The 17428-nt window shown below is 69.4% G+C and carries 14 protein-coding genes; 6 read left to right on the top strand and 8 right to left on the bottom strand.

The annotated features are described in order from the left end of the window. Positions 1-7: 7 nt before the first annotated feature. Entirely contained in the window at positions 8-433 is a 426-nt protein-coding gene (locus tag Psi02_RS35310; protein WP_203980213.1) for a tautomerase family protein, read from the bottom strand. A gap of 252 nt (positions 434-685) precedes the next feature. Then, the gene (locus tag Psi02_RS35305) at positions 686-1255 is read right to left on the bottom strand and encodes a TetR/AcrR family transcriptional regulator (protein WP_239095430.1); all 570 of its coding nucleotides are present in this window, start codon (positions 1253-1255) and stop codon (positions 686-688) included. Positions 1256-1356: 101 nt separating this feature from the next. Between Psi02_RS35305 and Psi02_RS35300 the strand changes: the two genes are divergently transcribed. Further along, complete coding sequence (locus Psi02_RS35300) at positions 1357-2319, top strand: zinc-dependent alcohol dehydrogenase family protein (protein ID WP_203980212.1); 963 nt, start codon at positions 1357-1359, stop codon at positions 2317-2319. Positions 2320-2398: 79 nt separating this feature from the next. On the opposite strand, the gene Psi02_RS35295 is transcribed toward Psi02_RS35300, so the two are convergent. The 3 genes from Psi02_RS35295 to Psi02_RS35285 form a co-directional block, all read right to left on the bottom strand. Next, the gene (locus tag Psi02_RS35295; RefSeq protein WP_203980211.1) at positions 2399-3316 is read right to left on the bottom strand and encodes an aminoglycoside phosphotransferase family protein; all 918 of its coding nucleotides are present in this window, start codon (positions 3314-3316) and stop codon (positions 2399-2401) included. Between the two features lie 291 nt (positions 3317-3607). Then, the gene (locus Psi02_RS35290; protein WP_203980210.1) at positions 3608-4246 is read right to left on the bottom strand and encodes an HD domain-containing protein; all 639 of its coding nucleotides are present in this window, start codon (positions 4244-4246) and stop codon (positions 3608-3610) included. A 218-nt stretch (positions 4247-4464) separates the two neighbouring features. Next, entirely contained in the window at positions 4465-5547 is a 1083-nt protein-coding gene (locus tag Psi02_RS35285) for an epoxide hydrolase family protein (RefSeq protein WP_203980209.1), read from the bottom strand. Between the two features lie 112 nt (positions 5548-5659). Between Psi02_RS35285 and Psi02_RS35280 the strand changes: the two genes are divergently transcribed. From Psi02_RS35280 to Psi02_RS35270, 3 genes are all read left to right on the top strand, one after another. After that, a complete protein-coding gene (locus Psi02_RS35280) occupies positions 5660-6139 on the top strand; it encodes a MarR family winged helix-turn-helix transcriptional regulator (protein WP_203980208.1) in 480 nt (159 codons plus the stop codon). Positions 6140-6351: 212 nt separating this feature from the next. Further along, positions 6352-7482: a HupE/UreJ family protein gene (locus Psi02_RS35275; RefSeq protein ID WP_203980207.1), complete on the top strand. Its 1131-nt coding sequence runs from the start codon at positions 6352-6354 to the stop codon at positions 7480-7482. Positions 7483-7511: 29 nt separating this feature from the next. After that, positions 7512-12230: an outer membrane protein assembly factor BamB family protein gene (locus Psi02_RS35270; protein ID WP_203980206.1), complete on the top strand. Its 4719-nt coding sequence runs from the start codon at positions 7512-7514 to the stop codon at positions 12228-12230. Positions 12231-12372: 142 nt separating this feature from the next. On the opposite strand, the gene Psi02_RS35265 is transcribed toward Psi02_RS35270, so the two are convergent. Then, positions 12373-13062, bottom strand: a complete 690-nt coding sequence (locus Psi02_RS35265) for a response regulator transcription factor (protein WP_203980205.1) — start codon at positions 13060-13062, stop codon at positions 12373-12375. Continuing rightward, positions 13059-14207, bottom strand: coding sequence for a sensor histidine kinase (locus Psi02_RS35260; RefSeq protein WP_203980204.1), 1149 nt, complete (start codon positions 14205-14207; stop codon positions 13059-13061). The genes Psi02_RS35265 and Psi02_RS35260 overlap by 4 nt, the downstream gene beginning before the upstream one ends. A gap of 86 nt (positions 14208-14293) precedes the next feature. Between Psi02_RS35260 and Psi02_RS35255 the strand changes: the two genes are divergently transcribed. After that, positions 14294-15793, top strand: coding sequence for a DUF1349 domain-containing protein (locus tag Psi02_RS35255; RefSeq protein WP_203980203.1), 1500 nt, complete (start codon positions 14294-14296; stop codon positions 15791-15793). Positions 15794-15861: 68 nt separating this feature from the next. Here the strand turns inward: Psi02_RS35255 and Psi02_RS35250 are convergent, their stop codons facing one another. Further along, positions 15862-16695, bottom strand: a complete 834-nt coding sequence (locus Psi02_RS35250) for an SDR family NAD(P)-dependent oxidoreductase (protein ID WP_203980202.1) — start codon at positions 16693-16695, stop codon at positions 15862-15864. 63 nt (positions 16696-16758) lie between these two features. On the opposite strand from Psi02_RS35250, the gene Psi02_RS35245 reads away from it, so the two are divergent. Further along, positions 16759-17361 (top strand): PadR family transcriptional regulator, encoded by a 603-nt coding sequence (locus Psi02_RS35245; protein ID WP_203980201.1) that lies wholly within the window; start codon positions 16759-16761, stop codon positions 17359-17361. The last annotated feature ends 67 nt before the right edge of the window (positions 17362-17428 follow it).

Genomic DNA, 17428 nt, shown 5'->3' with positions numbered 1-17428 from the left:
TTGCCGGTCAGTAGTAGGGAACCGGCCGATTCTCGCGTGCCCAAAGCTGTTCGGCTTCGCTGCCCTCGGGAGGGGGTCGTAGCCCGTCGATCATCCACAGATCCCGGGGGGTCTCGTCGATGTGGAACTCGCAGTACAGGCCCCGGTCCCGGGTGTGGGGGGCCAGCAGGCGGTTCAACTCCTCGGCGATTCGCTTTCGCGTGGCGGGATCCAGCGGTTGGCGAGCGAGGTGCTCGATCACCACTCGTACGGCGGTGTTCGACGGTTCGCCGCCGATCAGGAACGAGGATTCGGGCACCTCGTGGAAGAGGGTGACGACGTAGAACCTCGGCAGACCGGCACCTACGTAGTGCTGTGTGACGTCCGCAGCGAATTCCTCCTTCTGCTGCGCGGTGTAGGTGTCAACGGGATGGTAGACGTGCCAAAGAGGCATCACTGTGTCCTTTTTGCAGGCGACGGTGCTGGCGGGCGGCTGCTGCCGTGCTTCTTGGTCGACTCACACCACGCCAGAAGGCCCGCACTCATTTCAAGACCATCAACAGCGTGTCGCTGATCCCACTCCACTGTCACCGGCGTCCATGGTCGCTACAGCCCTGTCGGACCTCGGTTGATGCCTGACAATTCGGGCCCCGTCTGATGCTTTACATGATCACGAGGCGGCACGGGGCATCGCGGTGAGTGCCGATCAAGCTCGAAACGCCCGGATCGCGAGCGCGGCGAAGCGGCGGGAGGCGGCAACCCGGGCGTTTGGCGATGTGGCGTGCAGGCCGCCGTTGGCCATCAGCATGAGGATGAGGTCGTCCAGGACGAAGTCGGACCGCAGGTGGCCGGTGTCCTTTGCACGGCGCGCGAGCTCGGCGAGTGAGGTGAGCGCGTGTTCGCGTCCCGCGGCGAGATCGATGGCGTGGGGGAAGGCCGAGGTGAACGCCGTGGTGAAGCCGCGGTTTCGTGCGTGCAGCTCACAGAGCTTCTCGATCACGAGGCACAGGCCGTGCCACGGATCCGGGTCGGCGAGCCCCTCCTCGACAATGACCTGGCACGCATGCATCTGCTCCGTGAAGGCCTCGGTGGCCAGCGCCTGCTTGGTGGGGAAGCGGCGGTACAGGGTGGCAGGGCCGACCCCGGCGCGCCGGGCTATCTCGCGCATCGGCACGTCCATGCCTTCGGCTGCGAACAGTGCCCGAGCCGCGTCGAGGATGCGCTCGCGGTTGTCCAGCGCGTCCGAACGCAGCCTCTGAGGCAAATCGTCGACCACTCTCTCACTTTAGCTAAACGGACGCCGGCGTCCGTTAGCGTCCCAAGCAACCAGAGGTCGCCTAGCTGCGGCTTTGATTGAGCTCACGAAGAGTGACGACAGTGAAGGCAGTTGCGATCGAGGAGTTCGGGGGTCCCGAGGGTCTGGCAGTCATCGACATCCCCGGACCGGTTCCCGCTCGGGGACAGGTGTTGATCGCCAGTGAGGCGATCGGCGTCGGAGGCGTCGACGTCATGATCCGAAGCGGTGCTCTCGCCGCCTACGGCTTCCGGGAAGGTCATGTCCCAGGAGGCGAGGTGGCGGGGACGGTGACCGCGGTGGGCGATGGCGTCGATCCCGCATGGGTCGGGCAGCGCGTGTGGGCGTTCACCGGTACGGGCGGCGGATACGTCGAGCAGGCGATTGCGCCGATCGGAGAGGTCTTGCCCCTCCCGGCGAGCCTTTCCGCTGTCGACGCCGTGACGCTCGGAAGCTCCGGGGTCGTGGCCCACTTCGGTCTCGCCCATGCTCACTTCTCTTCGGGCGAGGCCGTGCTGGTGCGCGGCGCGGCCGGCAGCATCGGGATCATGACGGTCCAGCTCGCGGCTCGCGGTGGTGCCGGCGCCGTGGCGGTCACCACGTCTTCCCCTGAGCGTGGCCGTCGACTGCGCGACCTCGGTGCGACCCACGTGCTGGACCGCTCAGGAGCAGGAGGGCCGGACGATCCCCCGGGCTACGACGTCATCATCGACGTCGTAGCAGGTGAAGACATGCCTTCGTTCTTCGACAGGCTCAACCCCAACGGCCGACTCGTGGTTGTCGGCGCAGTCGGGGGCCAGCCGCGGGCAGACTTCGGCACGAGGTTGATGTCCGCATTCCAGAAGTCGATGTCCTTTGCCGCCTTCAGCGCCGCGACGGTAGCGGAGCCAGCTCGACGTGCGGTGAGGATGGAGCAGTTCGCCGCCGCGGGTCGTGGCGAGCTCCAGACGGTGGTGCACGAGGTGCTGCCCCTGGAGCAGGCCGTGCTGGCGCACCAGAAGATGGACGCCGGCGAGGTTTTCGGGAGGATCGTCCTGACCCCGTAGTCACCTGATCGCGACAGATGATGTCGCCGTACTGCCGCTCACGGCGCGAAGGTATTCGAGCGTGTGGAGAGGCGATCGATCAGCGATGGGCCGTTGCGATGAGGCGTCGCAGTGCGGCGTGGGCGGGTGGGCCCCACGTGGCCTTGCCGCCTGGGCGGCCGCGGACGCCGGCTTCTCCGATATGGATGCCGCCGAGGGCGCGGCGTACCGCCCATCCGCGGGCGCGGCGCAGGGTCGCGGCGTCCGGGGCCGGCTGGTAGGCGTCATGAAAGCGGTCGGCGGCGCCGTCCGGCAGCAGGCTCCAGGCGGCGGCGAGGTCGCCGGCCGGATCCCCCGCGAAGAGGTCGCCGAAGTCGATCACGCCGCAGATGGTGCCGTCCGCGGTGAGGACGTTGGCCGGATGCAGGTCGCCGTGGAGCCATAGCGCCGGGCCGGCCCAGCCGGGCGCGGCGACGGCGTCGTCCCAGACCGCGCGGACGGCGTCCGGGTCGGGGATCAACCCCATCTCGGTGGCCGAGGCGAGCCCCTTGACGAACCCCTCGGAGTAGTCGGCCAGCGGCCCTCCGCGGTCCCGGCCGGCGGGCGCCTGATCGGGGGCGGGTTGGTGCAAAGCCGTCAGGAAGGCGGCCAGGACGTCGGCCGCCTCCGCAGCGCGCGTGACGGGGGCGCGGTCGGCAGGTGCGCCCGGCACCCAGGTGGTGACGATCCAGGGTCGCGGAAACAGAGCGGAGGGCTCGCCGAGACGCTGCGGAACGGGAACCGGCAGAGGAAGGCGCGGGGCGAGGACGGGCAGCCAGGTGTGCTCTTTACGCAGCAGCGCGTCCGCGGACTGCGTCGCCCAGGGCAACCGGACGGCGAGGTCGTCGCCGAGCCGCCAGAGCTGGTTGTCCCAGCCACGCGCGCCGAGCCGCAACGGGCGATCGGCCAGGTCGGGGTGCTGATCGCGCAGCAGATCCCGAACCAACTCCGCGTTGATCTCTGTCTCGGTGTGAGTCATGCGGAGCAACGGTAACCGGATGGCGGCCCGCCCGTTTCCTCCTGCTCGACGACTCCGCGCGACTTCAGCCGGCGGCCGAGGTTTCCTAGGCGGGTGCCATGACGATGTCGAACTTCACCCGTCTCGGCGGACAGGGGGCTGCTGGCGGGCTTGCTCATGTGATAATCCTTTCGGATTCAGCGCGGCATGCTCGGGAACCGCACGATGGCGCGGACGGGCAGGACGAATGAAGCACCACGTCCGTTGTCGAAGTGCCCCACCGTTCATCGCGTGGCCCCGGGTGATGGCCGGTCAGCTCGGCCAGGGCGAGCCGATGATGTGCTCGACCGTCGTGGTGCGCCGGAAGCCGGGGACGAAGTGCTCGAGCACGTCGGAGTTCACGGTGCCGATCGTGGTTTCGGGGCGGTTCTTGAGCCCGTCGACGTAGGCTCGCAGGAACTCGTTCTTGAAGTCCCCTCGTGGGTGGACGGCGAGGATTTCGCCCAGCTGATCGTGTTCCAGTCCGTCCAGGCCGAAGCCGAGAACGTCGGTCAGGACGCCGAGGTGCGTGGTCGCGATTTCCGGGGCCATCCGGCTGGGGATGCCCGGCGTGGTGTGCAGCGCGATCGCCGTCCAGACGGTCTGGGCGGCGGCCGCCGAGAAGCCCCGGTCCAGGAGGAATTTGCGCGCGTGGTCCGCGCCGTCGACTTCGAAGCGCTGCTCGACGTCGGAAAAGGGGGTCAGGAGGCCGGTGTCGTGGAACATGGTCGCCAGGTAGAGCAGCTCCGGGTCCGGTTTCACGCCGAGCTTGTGGGCGTGGATCTGGCTGAAGAAGAAGACCCGCCGGGAGTGGTGGTAGATGAGGGGGCTGGTCGTCTCCTGGATGAGCCTGGTCGCTTCGGCGACTGCCGCTGTCTCAGGAATCTCCAACCCCGCGATGACCTCTGGCATTGACCTCTGACCTTCCGGGGATCATGTCGGGCTGTGGACCGTCTGTCCTACTTCCATGCTCCCCATCGATCGGCGTACGGCGCTGCTTTCGTCCGGCCAGGAATCACCTATATCCAGACATGAGGTGGCGGTGTTGATGCGCTTTCCCGCTACGAGTTGGGATGCCTGCTCGCCGAGCTCGACGTCGGTGTCTCCTGGCCGGTGGCGACCCGGTAGTCCTACTTGATGTGGGTGAGGAAGAAGTCCCGGACGTCCGCGGCGAGCAACTCCGGCACCTCCATCGCGGCGAAGTGGCCGCCGCGCTCGAACTCCGACCAGTGCCTGATGTCGTACAGCCGCTCGGCCAGCGGTCGCACCGACTGCGTGATGTCGTGCGCGAACACCGCCACGCCGACCGGTACCGGACACGGCTCGATCCGCCGCGGAGTCTCGCGGGACAGCCGCGCCGAGGAAGCCGCGGTGGCGGTCAGCCAGTACAGCGAGATGTCGGTGAGCATCCGCTCGTCACTGATCTGCGAGCGTGGGTCCGTCCACTGTGCGAAGCGCTCGGCGATCCAGGCCAGCTGGCCGACCGGCGAGTCGGTCAGCGCGTAGCCGATGGTCTGCGGGGTGGTGGCCTGCAGAGCCTGGTACGGCGGACGATTCGCCATCAGCTGCCTGATCTTGTCCAGCCGGGCTTCATCCGATTCGGACAGTTCGATGTCGGCGTCCGGGACCGGCCGGGTCGGCAGGTAGTTGATGTGCACCCCGACGACCTGCTCCGGGGCCACCGCGCCGAGCGCCGTCGAGATGCCCGAGCCGAAGTCGCCACCCTGCGCGCCATAGCGCTCGTACCCGAGACGGCGCATCAGCTCAGCCCAGGCCCGCGCGACCCGGACGATATCCCAGCCGCGCTCGTGGGTCGGCCCGGAGAAGCCGAAACCCGGGATGGACGGAATCACCAGATGAAAGTCGCGCGACAGCGGCTCGATCACGTCGAGGAACTCCAGGAACGAGCCGGGCCAGCCGTGGGTGAGGATCAGCGCGAGCGCGTCCGGTTTCGAAGACCGGACGTGGACGAAGTGGATGTTCTGGCCGTCGATCTCGGTGGTGAAGTGCGGAAGCTCGTTGAGCTTGGCCTCGTGCTCGCGCCAGTTGTAGCCGGTGCGCCAGTATTCGGCCAGTTCCTTGAGCCGCGCCAGCGGGAAGCCGTAGTCCCACCCGGCGTCGGCGACCTCGTTGGGCCAACGGGTGCGGGAGAGACGGTCGGTCAGGTCGTCGAGGTCGGCCTGGGGGATGTCGATACGGAACGGCTTGATCATTTTCTTGACTCCAGGGGATTCATTCGGCACTCAAATGTTTGGTCGGCCAACGTTTGATGCCCGAACGATATCACAATCATTAGTGCCCCCAACGATTCGTTAGACTTGCCACATGGAGAACCCATCCGAGGAGACGCCCGCCAGGTGGGAGAGCCTGCCCAGCTGGCTGCTCACCCAGACCGCCAACCACGCGCATCGCCTGGTGGCCGACGGGTTCTCGTCCGTCCACGCCCGCGGTTACCACTACCGCCTGCTGGCGACGCTGGAGGAGCTCGGCCCGGCCAGTCAGGCCGCGCTGGGCCGCCGTAGCGGCATCCACCTCAGCGATATGGTCGCAACGGTCAACGAGCTCGCCGATCGCAAACTGGTCGAGCGCGCCCCGGACCCCTCCGATCGGCGGCGCAACATCATCTCGCTGACCGCCGCGGGCACGCGGCAGCTGCGGCGACTGGAGGAGCGGCTGGCCGAACGCCAGGACGAACTCCTGGCTCCGCTGTCACCCGAGGAGCGACTGCGGTTGACCGATCTGCTGTCCAGGCTGTTGGACCACCACAACCGGCGAATCGACACCCCCGAAGAGCCGTGGCGCTGACTGGAACGCGCCGGCTCACCCGGATTCGTACGCGAGCCTCGTGGCCGGGCCTCGAAACCCGGCTTCGGCGCCCAGAAACCCGGCTTTCGGCCGGCTGGTGACCGGCGGCGGAAGGGTCGGTGAATTGGGCCGTCTCGAGTTGCCGGGCGTGGAGCGAGCACTGCAGGGTTGGGGAACGACCGCCGTTCCCCCTACGACGGAAGTGCTCGCCTGTGCGTCTGCTGGCCTTTCTCGCCGCCCTTGCCGCCGTGCTCCTCATCGCCACTCCGGCGCAGGCGCACGTCCGCGCGACCTCGGTCGCGGTCGACCTGCGCAGCCAGGGCGACGACGTCGCCGCCGTCGTCGACGTGGAATACGACGCCCTCGCCCGGCTGCTGAGTCTCGACGGTGTCCTGAGCCCGGACGCGGTCGGCGTCGACGGCGCGGCCCCCGAGGTGCCGACCGAGGTGCGGCGCAGTTCACTGGACGCGCACGCGAGCGACGTGGCGGCGTACGTCGGCGAACGGCTGCGGCTGAGTCGAGGCTCGATCGGGTGCACCGCTGAGGAGGGCGCCCGCGTCGAACTCGCCGACTCGGGCGCGGTGCAGGTCGCGCTCGCCTACGGCTGCCCGGCGTCCGGCGCGCTCACCGTCCGCAGCGACATCTTCCGCGCCTCCGACGGCGTCGTCGACGAGACCAAGACGTTGGTGGCCTACGACATCGATGGCCGCCGCGGTTCGACGTTGCTCGACACCGCCCGCACCAGCGTCACGGTGGGGCGCACCGACCTGCTCAGCGAGATCCCGCAGTTCGTCCGGCTCGGGGCGGAACACCTGCTCTCCGGGCTCGACCACATGCTGTTCCTGCTGGCGCTGCTGCTGGGCGCGAAGCGGTTGCGTGACGTCGTCGAGGTCGCCACGGCCTTCACGGTCGCCCACTCGGTGACCCTGGTGCTGGCCGCGATCGGCTGGATCAGCGTGCCGGGGTGGATCGTCGAGCCGCTCATCGCGCTGTCGATCGCGTTCGTCGCGGTCGACAACCTGCTCTCGCCGAGGACGAGCCACCGGCTGCCCGTGGTCTTCGGCTTCGGGCTGCTGCACGGGCTCGGCTTCGCGGGCGCGCTCAGCGTCGACGGGCCACTGTCGCTCTCGACGCTGGCCGACCTGGTCTCCTTCAACGTCGGCATCGAACTCGTCCAGTTGACGATCATCGCGCTCGCCTTCCCGGCGTTGCTGTTCCTGCGCAAGGCCGCGACCACGCCGGTCGCCGCCCGCGCTCTCACGCTCGGCACCGTCGCGGCGACCGTCGCCGTCGCCGGTGCCGGTCTGGTCTGGTTCGTCGAACGCTCGCCGCTCCTGACCTGACAGCCCTCTCCCCATCCCGAAGGATCCCGATGTCCGCGTTCACCTGGACACGCGCGCGCCTGCGCGTCGTCCTGTACGTCACCATGCTGGGGCTCGCCGCCAGCGTCGTGGCGGGCCCGCTCGCGTCGTACGCGGCGGCCGCCATCGACCCGCCGGAGGCCACCGTCAGCGGCGTCGTGTACGTCGACGCCAACGACGACGGCCGGCGCAGCCCCGACGAGGTGGGCCTCGCCGGCGTGCGCGTCTCCGACGGCAAGGTCGCCACCACGACCGCCGCCGACGGCTCCTACTCGCTGACGATCTCCACCGACCGTCGCAAGACGGACATCGTGTGGGCCGCCCAGCCGAGGGGCTACCGGTTCGGCCTGGACGAGTACAAGGAGCCGAAGTTCTGGGCCGGCCTCGGCCAGCTCGCCGACGACGCCACGCCGACCGCGGACTTCGCGCTCGTCCGTGACGGCCTCTCCGACGGCGACACCTTCTCCTGGGCCAACGTCGCCGACCCGCACGTCAACGCACAGCTGCCCGACCAGATCCGTGAGATCAACTCCACGGGCACCGACCTGCGCTTCATCGCGGTCAGCGGCGACCTCACCAACGACGCCAGCCAGGGGCAGTTCGACACGTATCGTCGCGGCACCCAGCAGTCGGCCGTCGGCGTGTGGCCGGCCGTCGGCAACCACGAGTACGCGAGCGGGTCGGCGTACGCAGACAAGATCGACAACTATCGCAAGAACGTCGGTCCGGAGTGGTACTCGTTCAACTACGGCAACCGGCACTTCGTGGTGCTCGAGAACAACGGCTCGGCGCCGTTCGACGAGGAGCTCGACTGGCTCAAGGACGACCTCGCCGCGAGCGTTCCGCTCGACAAGAACCCGAGAAACGACATCGAGCTCGTCGTCCTCACCCACCAGCCGATGAACGTCCCGTTCGGTTCGCCATCGGAGTACGACGCCTTCGGTGACGTGCTCGAGAAATACAAGGCGCAGCTGATCCTGGTCGGCCACGAGCACTCCAACCACGTCGAGAACAACTCGGCGTTCGCCTCGACCGCCAAGCACATCCAGACCGTGTCGAGCTCGTACACGATCGACAACGCGCCCCGCGGCTTCCGCTACATCCACATGGCGGGCCGGGGCTTCGACAACCCGTTCCGGATGTACGGCGAGAACGAGCACCTCACCATCGTCAGCCCCGCGCCCGGCTCCAAGGTGCCGGCCGCGAAGTTCCCGGGCATCCAGATCAACGCGTACGACACCGGCGACGAGGTCGTCTCGGCGCGCTACCGGATCGACGGCGACAAGAACTGGATGCCGCTGCACCACAGCGGCGAGTTCACCTGGCAGGGCGACCTGCCCCACAACCGGCAGAAGGCCGGTGAGCACAGCGTCGACGTGCAGGTGGTCGACGCGGCGGGCAAGACCTGGACCAAGTCGGCGGACTTCACCCTCACTCACGGGCCGGCGCTCAAGCCGGTCGCCGGGGGTGACTGGGACCAGCACCACGGCGACGTGGCCCACTCCGGTGTCGCGCCGGCGCAGGAGGCCGGCCGCCGCCTGGCCTGGAGCTTCCGCACCGAGGGCACCTTCCTCACCGGGTCGCCGGTCATCCACGACGGCGTCGTCTACGCGGGCACCCGCGACGAGAACGGCGACGGCAACAGCCGGATCTACGCCGTCCGGCTGAAGGACGGCAAGGAGCTGTGGAACGTCAAGGTGCCGCAGTCGATCCACGGCAGCCTCGCGTACGGTGACGGCCTGATCTTCGCGCCGACCCTCGGTTCGGAGCTCTACGCCGTCGACGCGAAGAGCGGCAAGCTGCGCTGGAAGGCCGTGCCCGAGCAGGCGCCGGCCCCGAACAACCAGCGCACGTACGGCTACTACTCGCCGGCCGTCTCCGGCCACACGGTGCTCTGGCCGTACCAGACCCGCTTCGGCATCGGCAGCCAGGGCGTCCTCAAGGCGCTCGACACCCGCACCGGGCGGCAGATCTGGGCCTCCCCGATGTCCGGCGCGACCATGAGCGACGGCACGCCCGCCGTCATGGACGGCACCGTGTACGTCGGCAACGAGACCGCGGACCGCGTGCTCGCCTACGACCTGGCCACCGGCGCCCGCAAGTGGACCGGAACCGAGTCGCTCGGCAGTTGGCAGGACGGCGTGCCGACCGCGGCCGAGGGAAAGGTCTTCATCGGCGCCAACAACGGCATCGTCGCGCGTGACGCCACGACCGGCGCGACGCTGTGGACGTACAACAGTTCGCGCTCCTCGCTCGTCTCGAGCGGCTCGACCCCGAGCGCCGCGGCCGTCAAGCAGGGCGTCGTCTACATGGGCTTCCCGAGCGGTGCCGTCGTCGCGCTCGACGCCCAGACCGGCAATGTCATCTGGGAGCGGGCGCTGCCCGGCGACATCTACCACGGTGGCGTCATGTCCAGCCCGGTCGTGGCCGGCGACACGCTCTTCGTCGGCGCCAACAACGGCAGGTTCTACGCGCTGGCCTCCGACACCGGCCAGATCCTGTGGAGCCACGAGATCGGCACCTGGGTGGGCGCCGGCCCGGCCGTCAGCGGCAACACCGTCGTGGCGGGCGCCTGGGACGGCAACCTCTACGCCTACGTGCCCGGCGGCGAGTCCGCGCAGCGCTGGGCGACCGTGACCGGCACGGTCAGCGACCCGGAGACGGGCGCTCCGATCGCCGGCGCGAAGGTCACCGCCATCGCCGACGGTCAGGACACCGCGGTGACCGCCACCGACGACCGGGGCCACTACCGGATCGGTCTGCCGGCGTCGACCTGGACCGTCACGGCGGCCAAGCGCGGCCTGATCGCCGATGGCCGCTCAACCGCCGGCGTCACGGTCCGCACCACCGGCAACACGACGGCCGACCTGAAGCTGATCAAGGTGGTCCACCCGGTCGCCGGCAAGTCGACGTACGCGCCGGACTACGGCAGCGGCAGCACGCGCACGGACGTCGTCACCGGCAAGGAGTACTACTACCTGGCCAACGACAAGATCCGGGCGTCCGTGACGCCGTACGCCGCCGGCAACAACGGCGTCGGCGGCAACAACCTCGCCGGTGGTCTGGGCCAGGGCGCGCTGACGGACCTCATGCTCAACGACGTCAACGGCGCCGAGACCCTCGACTGGGGCGAAATGCTGCTGCGTCCGAGTCTCACGCCGCCCGACTCGTGGGACCGGCCGAACGACCAGCTCGACCTGCCCGACCTCGCGGTCGACGGTGCCGCGGTGGTCGGCAACGGGCAGTACCGGGCGGACCCGGCCATCAAGGCGCAGGTCCGCTACGAAACCCTGCCCGATTCTCCGATCGTGAAGATGACGGTCAAGCTGACCAACACCGGCACGACGGGCTACCAGGGCTACTTCAACTACATGATCGACCCCGACAGCTCGGCCGACAACGGGCGGATCCCCGGGTTCAGCGGCGTCAACCCGGGTCTGAAGACCTCGGGCTGGACCGGGAAGTACGTATACGTCGGTGCCGACGCGGCCACCACGAACGGCCAGGCCGCCCACGGTCTCGCGTGGGCACTGGACACGCCGGCCGCGGTCGGTGCGTACGGCTACATCGAGGGTCTGTACTACGACGCCACGATGGCGCCCGGTGCCACCAAGCAGTTCAGCTTCTACCACCTGACCGACTACGCGACCGCCGGCGGCGACCCCACCGGCAACATCGCGAAGTGGGCCGACGAGATCGACCTGCACGACGCGGCCGTCCCGGACGCCGCTCGCGCGGCCGGCACGATCACCGCGGGCGGCGCCGCCGTCTCCGGTGCCCGGGTCGCCCTCGAGCAGGCCGGTACGGCGGTCGCGACCACGAGCACCGACGCCCAGGGCAAGTACCTCGTCAAGGCCCCGGCCGGTCGGTACGACGTCCGGGTGTCCAAGCTGGGCTACCAGACGGCCACCGGCGCGGTCACCGTGCCGGCGGCGGGCAGCGGCGTCGCCGACGTCGCGCTGCGCCCGGTCACGGTCGAGGCGAGCTACGGCAAGCAGATCGGCTCGGGTCTGGTCGAGGCGGGCTACGGCGACGTCATGCTCGAGAACGACAAGCTCTCGATGGCGATCGCCGACGCCTACAACGACTCGCAGCTCTCCGGTGGCACCCGCGGCAAGCCGGTCGACATCGCCGTCCGCGGGATGGCCGACCAGTTCGACTGGATCAACCTGCCCTACGTCTCGGCGACCCAGCCGACCGGCGGCAGCGCGTGGGACATCCGGTCGGTGGCGGCGACCGACGTCCAGATCGTCCAGGCGACCGGCGACAAGGCCGTCGTCCGGGTGTCGGGTCCGGTCAAGGACATCACGGGCCTGACGGCGACGACGACGTACACGCTGAAGCCGGGCGACGACTTCGCCACGGTCTCGACGGAGCTGAGCAACTCCGGCTCGGCTCCACTCAGCGTGTGGACCGGTGACGCGATGGACCACGACGCGGCCGGCCAGGCCAGTGTCATCCCGGGCACCGGCATCGTGACGCCGGGTGCGACGGCGGCCTACGCCCCGGCCAAGCCGTACATCGGTATGACCGGGACCGACCCGCAGGTCTTCGGTCTCGTCTACGGCACGCCGGCCGGCGCCTTCGACGTCTACGCCGCGGGCAACTGGGTGATGAGCCGGTTCAACGTCGACGTGCCGGCGGGTGGCTCCTACACCCTCACCCGCAAGCTCGTCGTCACCCCGGGCACCGACGCGGTGGGCATCCTCGACGGCGTCCCCGCGCCGTAACGCACACCCACCCCACCACACGGGGCCGGCCCGGACTCCGACCGGGCCGGCCCCGTGCGCCGTCGTGCGGACAGGCGTAAGCCCCGGCTCCGCGGTTACGGGGTGTCCTGCCCGGCCGCCTGCCCGGCCGCCTGCCCGGCCATCACTCGCCTGCGTGCCTCTGCAGGCCGGTGGATGAGGCGATCCGGTAGCCGACTCCCCGCGCCGTCGCGATGACCGGTGGGTCGCCGAGCTTGCGCCGCAGCCGGCCCACCGTGACCGTGACGGTGTTGGTGAAACTGTCGGCGTTCTCGTCCCATACCTGCTCGAGCAGGGTTTCGGTGCTCAGGAAGCCCGGGCTTGCCCGCAGCAGTGCCTCGAGCACGGCGAACTCCTTCACTGAGAGGTCAAGTCGCAGTCCGTCGCGAACGGCGGTGCGGCGTAGCGGGTCCAGCGCGATCCCGGCCACGTGCAGCATGCGGGGCCGCGCGTCCGGTTTGCGGCGGGCCAGCGCCTGGATGCGCAGGATCAGCTCCGGGAAGTGGAAAGGCTTGGCGAGATAGTCGTCCGCGCCCAGGGTCAACCCGCTGACCCGGTCGCCGGGCGCACTGGCCGCGGTCAGCATCAGCACCATCGGCCGGTGCGCCCGCTCGGTGATCATCTGGCACAGGGTGTCGCCGTGCAGGCTGGGCAGGTCCCGGTCCAGGACCACCACGTCATACGCGGTGAGGTCCAGCTTGGCGGCGGCGGCAAGCCCGTCGTACGCCAGGTCGACGGCCATCCCCTGGTCGCGTAGCCCTTCGGCGACGACCTCGGCGAGGGCGTCGTCGTCTTCGACCACCAGGATCCTCACGCCACCACCGGCACCTTCGCGGCCGGAAGGGTGATCGACACGCGTAGGCCGCCCTCCGGCCGGGCGAGCAGGGCGAGCCGGCCGCCATGTGCGGCGGCCACGGCCGCCACAATCGACAGGCCCAGACCCGAGGAGCCGGTACGTTCGCCGCCGAGCCGCTCGAAGGGCTGTGCCAGCCGGCCGACCTTCCCCTGGTCGAGGACGGGCCCGCCGGTCTCGACGATCAGCGCCGTCTCCTGCGCGTTCGCGGACCCGGTGATCTCGATCCATCCGCCGTTCTCGTTGTGGGTCACGGCGTTGTCGACGACGTTGCCCACCAGTCGCGCCAGCAGCGCCGGGCTGCCCACGGTCGCCGTTGCCGGCGGCACGTCGACCGTCACACTCAGCCCCTTCCGCCGCACGTCTGCGGACCTTTCCCGCAGTGCGGCGTCGATCAGGTCGCCGAGGTCGACCGGAGCGGCGTCGGCCAGCGCGCCGTGCTGCGCCCGGGCCAGCACGAGGAACCCTTCGAGCAGGTGATCGAGCCGGTCAAGTTGCCGACGCAGGCGGGCCGCGAGCGCCACCGTCGAGGCGGCCGGGTCGGGCTTGGCGACCGCGACGTCCAGCGATGCCCGCATCGTCGACAGCGGCGTACGGAGCTCATGGGAGGCGTTGGCGACGAAGCGCCGCTGCGCGGTGAACGACGCCTCAAGCCGTCCGAGCAGCTCATCGATGGTGTCGGCGAGGTCCTTGACCTCGTCCGCCGGACCGGTGACGGCCAGCCGCTGATCCAGGCTGTCGGCGGAGATGCGGCGGGTGACGGCCGCGATGAGCCGCAGCGGCCGCAGGACACGCTTGGCCAGCACCCGACCGAGCAACACCGAGACGACTGCCATCACGATCAGCGCCAGCAGCGAGCCGACCAGCAGTTGGCGAGACTGGTGCTCGTGCACCGCGGCCAGTTGGTCCTCCAACTCCCGGACGCGCTGTTGCGCCGCAATGACGCCGCCCTGGCCGGGGAGATTTCCAGCAGGCGAGACGTCGCTCAGGCTGCCGCCGGAGAGCAGGAAGGCCAAGCCCAGCAGCCCGACGCCCGACAAGAGGAACACGACGGCGTACAACATCGTGAACCGTGCTCCCACGGTCCCACTGCGCAGCCCGATCATGTTGCCAGCATGCCCTGGGAAACCTAACAACAGCATGACGGCGCCGGTTCGGGTCGTGTTACGCACCGATCCGTAGAACCGACGGCATGTCGACCACCGAACTCCTCCGCCGGGAATGGACCGCGTTCCGCCGCCCGGGGCGTCTGATCGCCCTGACCGCCGCGGCCCTCACCGTCATCGCACTGGGTCTGCTGTTCACGTTCAACATCCACTCGTCCTGCCCGGGTCCTTGCCCGGCCGTGCCTGTCGCGGATGACGGTTCCATCGTCAGTGACAAGTTCTGGTTCCTGCATCGTGACCTGAGCCGCGAGGGCAGCATCACCGTCCGGATGACCTCGATGACCGGGACGATCACCTATCCACCGCCGAACCACGATCAGATCGTGTCCGGGCTGGTGCCGTGGGCGAAGGCCGGGATCATCGTCAAGGACGGCATGCGGGAGGGCTCGCAGTACGCGGCACTCATGATGACCGGCAGCCACGGCGTTCGCTTCCAGCACGACTACCGGAACGACGTCGCCGGCAGTGCTGGAGGAGTCTCGGCGCAGTCCCCCCGCTGGCTGCGGCTGACCCGCTCAGGCAACATGATCACCGGCTCCGAGTCCGCCGACGGCAGCCAGTGGCACACCGTCGCAACCGCGACGCTCGACGGGTTGCCGGACACCGTGCAGGTCGGCCTCTTCGCCACCTCCCCCGGCGACCTCACGCTCCGCAAGGTCGGCCTCGGCGGCGCGATCGAGGAGGTCCGGTTCACCCAGGCCGTCGGCGTCTTCGACGACGTCACCGTCGAGGGCGGCGCCACCGGCAAGTGGGACAGCGACTCGGTCGGCGAGATGAACCACACCGACTGGGAGAAATACCACAACGCATCGGGAGCCGTGGAGAAGGACGGCGTCATCACGATCAGCGGCACCGGCGACATCGGGCCGCTCGGTGAGGAGGGTACGCGTATCGTCGAGAACACATTGCTCGGCCTGCCGGTCGCGCTGATCATCGTGGTCATCGTCGCGGCTCGCTACGGCGCCCGCACGGCCGGAGAGGCGGCATCCCGGCGAGTGATCGTCGCCCGGGCACTTGTCGTCGCCGGGGCCAACTTCGTCACCGGTCTGGTCGCGGTCGGCATCGTCCTCCCGGCGGGCATGGCGAGCCTGAAAGGCAACGGCATCGTGGTGCCGTCGCTGCCGGTGCCGACCGACGCTCGGGTGATCGTCGGCCTCGCGGCAGTGCTCGCGCTCTGCGCCGTCGTCGCATACGGGCTCGGCGTGCGGATGCGCCGCGGCTGGTCAGCGATCCTCATCGGGGTGTCGCTGATCGCTCTGCCCTACGCTGTCACGGCGTTCCCGCTGCTCCCCGACGCGGTCTCCGACTGGCTGCTGCGGCTCACGCCGGCCGCCGGCTTCGCGGTCAAGCAGACGCTGGTGGAGTATCCGCAGGTGACGGAACACTACGCGCCGTCGGCGGGGTACTTCCCGCTCCCCGCGTGGGCCGGTCTCGCCGTACTCTGCGCGTACACGGTCACCGTGATACGGACGGCCCTCGGCCCAACGCCGGCTGCGGACACCGATGCGGGCACCGACTGGCGATAGCGGACGGTGCGGGGGAGCAGGCCCCGCACCGCCTCAGACCGCGCGGACCACCACGATCGTGCGAGGCGTCATCGCGTGGCCTTGAGACCGAGCGAACGGGCCAGTAGCCGGTCTCTGGTTCGCAGGGGCAGGCGCGACAGAACGGTCATCACGCGGGCGCTGCTCGCGACGTACCGGGGCTTGGGATGCTCCGCCCGCACAGCCTCGACGATGAGTTTCACCGCCGGATCGACGGGTCCCGGCTTCTGCCTGGCCATCGCCCGGCCCATGGCCTCCAGCGCGGGGCCGTAGAGGTCGGCCCGGTCGGCGGGGGTCTGCGCCAGGGCCGCGGCGGCGGCCTTCTCCGCCTTGGCGAAGATGGGGGTGTCCGCCGATCCCGGGTCGACGATCACCACGGGGATCCCCCAGCTCGCCAGCTCCACGCGGAGCGCGTGCGACAGGGAGTCGAGCGCTGCCTTACTGGCGGAGATGGGACCCATGAACGGGAACGCGACGCGGGCCGTGGCGGCGCTGACATTGATCAACCGTCCGTGGCCGGCCCGCAGCAGAGGCAGGAACGCCTGAGTGACCTGGGCGGGGCCGTACACGTTCACCTCGAACTGGCGGCGCAGCTCGCCGGGCGGAACCAGTTCGAGCGGACCCTGGATGATTATCCCCGCGTTGTTGATCACCGCGTGCAGGCCGCCCGTCTCGTTGGTGATCACTGCGGCGGCCGCCTCGACGGCAACGGGATCGGTGACGTCCATCTGCACCACCCGTACCCTCGGCTGCTTCGCCAAATGGGGGGCCTCCGACCGTACGCCGGCGTAGACGGTGAATCCGAGTTCGGCGAGCCGCAGTGTGGTGGCGGTGCCGATCCCGCCGGCGGCCCCGGTCACGAGCACGGACCTATCGCTTCGCATGAGAACCTCACAGTATCCAAAGGACATGTACCTAGGGACATGTAATCACATGGACCATCGGACATGTCAAGATGTGTCCTGGGGCCGGCCAGGGCGGTCGGCACGGACAAGGAGGCGGCGATGTCGCTGCGCTACGGATTGCTCGGCCTCCTGGCCGAGGGGCCGGCCAGCGGTTACGACCTCGCCCGCCGCTTCCAGGAGGTGCTCGGGCGGATCTGGCCCGCCCAGCACCCCAAGATCTACGCCGAGCTGCGGCGACTTGCCGACGACGGGTTGATCGAGGTCGACAGCGAGGGCCCGCGACGCCGTACGGCCTATCGGATCACCGAATCCGGGGTGGCCGAGATCCGGCGATGGCTGGCCGAAGGCGACGTCGACCACACCATGCGTCTCCAGCCCCTTCTGCGGTCCCTGTTCTTCTGGCTGATGGAACCCGACGACCTGGACAGGCATCTGCGCCGGGAGGTCGAGTTCTACTCGGGTATGGCCGAGCAATACAGTGCCTACGCCGAGCGCAAGGACCGCGGCGAATTCGGCACCGCCCCTCCGGTGCAGTCGATGCGGGTGACCATCGAAGCCGCCGTCCGCCTCTCGCAGGCCCTCGCCGACTGGGCTCGATGGGCTTCCGAACACCAACCCCCGGCCGGACACCCCTCAACCGAATGACGACAGGGACGGTGTCCGCCGTCCGCACCGGTCACTCGAACGGCATGGTCACGAGCAAGCCGACCCC

It is taken from the genome of Planotetraspora silvatica (assembly GCF_016863315.1).
Classification (GTDB): Bacteria; Actinomycetota; Actinomycetes; order Streptosporangiales; family Streptosporangiaceae; genus Planotetraspora; species Planotetraspora silvatica.
Note: the sequence above shows the minus strand (reverse complement) of the source record. Positions and strands in the feature narration are given on the sequence as shown.